The organism is Petrachloros mirabilis, assembly GCF_975968855.1.
In genome coordinates, this window is the sequence record NZ_CDLUDY010000052.1 from 1 (window position 1) to 4,791 (window position 4,791).

The 4,791-nt window shown below is 53.6% G+C and carries 8 protein-coding genes; 5 read left to right on the forward strand and 3 right to left on the reverse strand.

Going from position 1 to position 4,791, the window contains the following annotated elements; translation table 11 throughout:
* On the forward strand, window positions 1-1,028 hold a 1,028-nt coding region (gene atpD / locus ACWVCN_RS02225), incomplete at its 5' end, for a F0F1 ATP synthase subunit beta (protein ID WP_455243880.1).
* Between the two features lie 121 nt (window positions 1,029-1,149).
* Window positions 1,150-1,572, forward strand: a complete 423-nt coding sequence (locus ACWVCN_RS02230; protein WP_455243881.1) for a F0F1 ATP synthase subunit epsilon — start codon at window positions 1,150-1,152, stop codon at window positions 1,570-1,572.
* Between the two features lie 49 nt (window positions 1,573-1,621).
* Here the strand turns inward: ACWVCN_RS02230 and ACWVCN_RS02235 are convergent, their stop codons facing one another.
* Window positions 1,622-2,197 carry a Tll0287-like domain-containing protein gene (locus tag ACWVCN_RS02235; protein ID WP_455243882.1) on the reverse strand — a complete coding sequence of 192 codons (576 nt, stop codon included), beginning with the start codon at window positions 2,195-2,197 and terminating at the stop codon, window positions 1,622-1,624.
* A gap of 128 nt (window positions 2,198-2,325) precedes the next feature.
* Here ACWVCN_RS02235 and ACWVCN_RS02240 point away from each other — a divergent pair, with 128 nt between their 5' ends.
* Window positions 2,326-3,288, forward strand: coding sequence for an RluA family pseudouridine synthase (locus ACWVCN_RS02240; RefSeq protein WP_455243883.1), 963 nt, complete (start codon window positions 2,326-2,328; stop codon window positions 3,286-3,288).
* A 32-nt stretch (window positions 3,289-3,320) separates the two neighbouring features.
* Window positions 3,321-3,746 (forward strand): hypothetical protein, encoded by a 426-nt coding sequence (locus ACWVCN_RS02245; RefSeq protein ID WP_455243884.1) that lies wholly within the window; start codon window positions 3,321-3,323, stop codon window positions 3,744-3,746.
* 76 nt (window positions 3,747-3,822) lie between these two features.
* Here the strand turns inward: ACWVCN_RS02245 and ACWVCN_RS02250 are convergent, their stop codons facing one another.
* Window positions 3,823-4,002, reverse strand: coding sequence for a hypothetical protein (locus tag ACWVCN_RS02250; protein WP_455243885.1), 180 nt, complete (start codon window positions 4,000-4,002; stop codon window positions 3,823-3,825).
* A gap of 63 nt (window positions 4,003-4,065) precedes the next feature.
* On the opposite strand from ACWVCN_RS02250, the gene ACWVCN_RS02255 reads away from it, so the two are divergent.
* Entirely contained in the window at window positions 4,066-4,497 is a 432-nt protein-coding gene (locus ACWVCN_RS02255) for a GNAT family N-acetyltransferase (protein ID WP_455243886.1), read from the forward strand.
* 7 nt (window positions 4,498-4,504) lie between these two features.
* On the opposite strand, the gene ACWVCN_RS02260 is transcribed toward ACWVCN_RS02255, so the two are convergent.
* Window positions 4,505-4,791 (reverse strand): hypothetical protein (locus tag ACWVCN_RS02260; protein ID WP_455243887.1); only part of this gene is annotated, 287 nt, incomplete at its 5' end.

The window sequence follows — 4,791 nt, forward strand, 5'->3', positions numbered from 1 at the left end:
TCAAGGTGGTAGACCTCCTCGAGCCTTATAGCAAGGGGGGAAAAGTCGGCCTCTTCGGCGGCGCCGGAGTCGGCAAGACCGTTATCATCATGGAATTGATCAACAACATCGCTCTACACCATGGCGGGTTCTCGGTGTTCGCCGGCGTCGGTGAGCGAACCCGCGAAGGTAACGACCTCTGGCACGAAATGCAGGAGTCCAAGGTCATCGATCCTGATGATTTCACCAAGTCGAAGGCGGCCCTGGTCTATGGCCAGATGAACGAGCCGCCAGGCGCCCGTCTTCGTGTCGCCTTAACCGGATTGGCGGTTGCTGAATTTTTCCGCGATGAAGAGAACCAGGACGTGCTGCTCTTCGTCGATAACATCTTCCGGTTCACGCAAGCAGGTTCAGAAGTGTCGGCACTGCTCGGCCGTATGCCATCAGCCGTAGGGTATCAGCCTACTCTCTCCACTGAGATGGGTGCATTGCAAGAGCGTATCACCTCGACGAAGCGCGGGTCGATCACCTCAGTGCAGGCCATCTATGTGCCGGCAGACGACCTGACCGATCCGGCACCGGCCACAGCGTTCGCACACCTCGACGCAACGACAGTCCTGTCACGCCAATTGGCTGAGTTGGGTATTTATCCAGCCGTCGACCCGCTCGACTCCACCTCGCGTATTCTCGATCCTCAGATTATCGGCGAGGAGCATTACAAAGTGGCACGCGGCGTTCAGTCAGTTCTGCAGCGTTATAAGGACCTCCAGGACATCATCGCGATTCTCGGTATGGACGAATTGTCCGAAGACGATAAGATGGTCGTGGCTCGTGCTCGGAAGATTCAACGGTTCCTTTCACAGCCGTTCCACGTCGCCGAAGCCTTCACTGGTTCGCCGGGCAAGTATGTAAAGCTGAAGGACACCGTCCGCAGCTTCAAGGAAATCCTCGACGGTAAGTACGATCATCTTCCGGAGCAGGCGTTCTACATGGTTGGCCCGATCGAGGAAGTGATCGCAAAGGCGGAAAAAATGGGGGTTAAAGTCTAATCAGTCGCGTGCTTTTCTCATCACGGAGCGCGCCTGATGAAGCACTTCTCGTTCGCTGCGTGATGGTCAGAGCAGCCTGGAGACTTTTCGCTTTATTCCCGGGAAGGGCAAGAAGGAACGTATGGCTGGGAAGATTCTATTAGAAGTTGTGACACCGGAGAAGCAGCTGTTGAGTCAGGAAGTCGATGAAGTGATTGCTCCTGGCTCTGAAGGCGAATTCGGGGTGTTGGCTGGCCATTGCCATTTTCTATCGACTCTGCGCATCGGCGAACTCCGTTATCGCGTCGGTGACCAGACCAGCCACATGGCGGTGCTGTGGGGCTATGCGGAAGTTACACCGACAAAAGTCACGATCATGGCCGAGATCGCCGAAAAAGCTGAAGACATTGATGTAAATCGCGCACAAGCCGCTGTCGAAAAGGCTGAGCAGCGGCTGAAAGCCGGTGGGCTTCCTTCAGAAGTCAAAGAGGCCGAAATCAGCCTCGAAAAAGCCCGTCTCCGCAAGAAGATCGCCGAACGCGCTCGCAAGAGCGGACACGCTTAAACGTCCACTTTCTCATGGCTCTTGGCCGTCTCCCAGGTTTACCCGCTTCTTATTTGGGCAGTGGAATCTCGATCACCAGACCTCCCATAACATCATTCATCTTAAAATCCTTCTTCGGGCTTCTCGGATGTCCGTTGTGGCAACCCACACAGGCTTGGCTGACAGCCCGATCGGCATAGACGGCTTGGAAATAATTTTCATCGCCGATTTTCACTGAGGCAGTCACTGGTTCAGTCCGTTTTTTTCTGACGGCCTCAAGCGCGTTCCGTTCTTCATCATTATAGGGTCCATTTTGTGGATTGATTGGCCACAGGCTGATCAGTCGATATCGCACTTTTACACCTGCTTTCGAGGCGAGCTCACTGGATTCCATTAAGAACTGAGCTGGGAGGGGCAAAAGATTTCTTTTGGAACGCCAATTTTCAGCCGCGACAACGGTTCCTTCGTTCTGGAGTCGTTCCACAACATGAATTGTGTAAAACGTGCGGTCTGCCGCGATGACCGAATACAAGTAGTCAGCGACTGTTTCCGGAGGAATTCCGGAAGATCCACCTGCTGACCCGAGCGTTGGGAGGAAAGCGCTTACGGCAAGAACGAAGCCTGCGGTTCGGAGCATCCTTCGCATGGCGGCACCTCCTTAGTAAGAGTTGCAACAAGCTTTAGCGCCTAAGCATAGTCTCGTTGCATTTCCTGTGTAAACCCAGGGCCGACTGATTGCAATATGCCCTGTTTCTTTAGTAGCTTGTCCCCCACATGATTACGGAATTTCTCATAACAGAGGGAGAGCAGCCCAAGCGTCTTGACGTCTTTCTCGTCAATCGAGAGCGCGATATGTCCCGATCGTGCCTGCAAAGACTGATTGAGCTTGGCCGCATCCGCATCAATGGCCAGATTGTGAAGCCGAGCCAGAAGATCAAACCCGGCGACCGGATCACAATGGATGTGCCTAAGCCTGAACCGCTTGAGCTGAGAGGTGAAGCTATCCCCCTGGAGATTCTTTTCGAAGACGACCATCTGCTTGTCTTGAATAAGCCGGCAGGAATCGTCGTTCACCCGGCACCGGGAAACTGGACGGGAACGCTGGTCAACGCCTTACTGCACCACTTTGAAACTTCCGGTGGGACGGTTTCAACCATCGGCGGTAAGGAGCGTCCCGGTCTTGTTCATCGCCTTGACAAGGAAACTTCCGGGATTATGGTCATTGCCAAGACGGATCAATCCCATCGGCACCTGGCAGCGCAGTTTAAACATCATACGATTACCCGTGTCTATGAGGCGTTGATTTTGGGAGTTCCCAAGAAGGGCCACGGAACGATCGAGTTGGCGATCGGCAGAGATTCAAAAGAGCGTAAGAAATTCTCCGTGCGCACGTCGACTCCTAAGGAGTCGGTCACCGAGTACCGTGTAGAACGACGTTTCGCAAAGCTTGCGTCACACGTCGTATTGCTCCCGCGCACAGGTCGGACTCACCAATTGCGGGTGCATCTGACGTCGCTTGGTCATCCCATTCTTGGAGATCCAACGTACGGAGGTCGTAAGGTCTGTTTAGTGGAAGATGTCGCCATTCCTCGAGTTATGCTCCATGCCAGAACGTTGGGATTTCAGCACCCCACAACGGGCGAGCTCCACGAATACACGAGATCTTTTCCATCCGACATTGACAACGTGGTACAAGACCTCGACCGGGCGACCCGGCCATCCATGAGGAGTGCTTGACAGGGCTCTCCCCCTTCGTCTAGGAGCAATTCATGCAAACAGCTGATGTGCTCGACTCCATAGGGGGGCTCACTTCACAACTCAAGGTCTATGCCGCCAAACTTCCTCCCGTCGTCCATTTGACAGCGGTTCCGACGGGTGTGAAACCCAACTTCGAAGCGGTGGAAGAGTATGAGGAAATTGTCGGCCGCTTCAGGAGTCAGAGTGCGGGAACGCCTTATAAGTCGTTTAATGAGCCAATGATCGAGTCATTAGAGGCCTTCGAAGTCGGGAAACTGCTGGGTTCGATTCAGCCTTTGCTGGCCATACTCGACTATCTTGAGCAGTTGCAACGGGATAAGCAGATCGAAGTTGGCCGTCTCGATGAGAAGCGGATCGCCGAATATCGCTCGGCGCTTCACAAGATCATGCCGGGGAACAAACCGGAATTGGATGGGTCCGGGCGGGGGATGTCCTAAATTAGCAATATGTTCAGCGCGAAACGTCGTCGCGCCTTTGTTGACCCTTGCGCCTGCTCCTCAATAGGAATTGAGTCTAATGCCCCATCTTCGGGCCAGCGGCATTCGCACCAGCCGTTACAAGCTTGAAACGAACGACGGAGCCGCAATGGGGACACTTGGCGCGTATCGTTTCTTCGTCAACCTGCTCGATCTTTTCCTCTTTCAGCCACATCAGTTGAAAGCATTTTGGGCAGCTACGGACTTGCGTTGCCATCGTTTTCCTCGTACACTCCGCCGAACATTGACAGGAACTTATACCGAGGTACTCTAGTACAAGATGCCGCCTGCCCTCAAGTCCGTCGTGACATTTTCAGACAAGAGAGAAGTAGACCCTTCTCATCTCCTCAGGCTGTTCCATCAAGCTCCCTGGGCGAAAGGCCGGACCCTTTCGGATACCAAAGATATGCTGCGCCATACTGATATAGCCGTTTGCGCCTGGGATGGGGACCAACTGGTAGGTTTTGGGCGAGTGCTCACCGACTATGTGTACCGCGCCACCATTTGGGACGTGATCGTCGATAAGGCCTATCACAAGCAAGGCATCGGCTCAGAAATCGTTCAACGCATTCTACATCACCCTAGACTGAAACGAGTGGAGCTGTTCTGGCTCTGTACCAGACGTCCCAGGTTCTATGAAAAACTCGGTTTCAGCTCCAAAGAACAGACCGGCATGGTTTGGAGCCGCTCACAACAGGCTCACCAAGAGTAAAGTTTCACTAAAAGATCAGCCTTCCACCGAACAGGAAGCCGAACGACGTGGCATCCCAGTCGTTTGATGAATTGCCATTCACATGGCCATCATTCCGCTTGTACGCCATTTCTGCGTTCAAGGCGAGTTTCTCGTTCAACATGTAGTCGCCACCCCAGCCGACACGCCAGGCAAAGTTATTACTGGGGCTGATTCTGAAACTCGATGATTTCTCCCCGAAGCTGTTGACGTTGATGCCAAAGCTCATATTCACATAGGGACGGATCGGGCCCATCTTGATCGGACGCACTTCAA

Bases quoted from the DNA above. Each gene is read 5' to 3' on its own strand.
- ACWVCN_RS02245 (WP_455243884.1), top strand. From the start codon at position 3,321: ATGCAAACAGCTGATGTGCTCGACTCCATAGGGGGGCTCACTTCACAA.
- ACWVCN_RS02250 (WP_455243885.1), bottom strand. From the start codon at position 4,002: ATGGCAACGCAAGTCCGTAGCTGCCCAAAATGCTTTCAACTGATGTGG.
- ACWVCN_RS02230 (WP_455243881.1), top strand. From the start codon at position 1,150: ATGGCTGGGAAGATTCTATTAGAAGTTGTGACACCGGAGAAGCAGCTG.
- ACWVCN_RS02240 (WP_455243883.1), top strand. From the start codon at position 2,326: ATGATTACGGAATTTCTCATAACAGAGGGAGAGCAGCCCAAGCGTCTT.
- ACWVCN_RS02235 (WP_455243882.1), bottom strand. From the start codon at position 2,197: ATGCGAAGGATGCTCCGAACCGCAGGCTTCGTTCTTGCCGTAAGCGCT.
- ACWVCN_RS02255 (WP_455243886.1), top strand. From the start codon at position 4,066: ATGCCGCCTGCCCTCAAGTCCGTCGTGACATTTTCAGACAAGAGAGAA.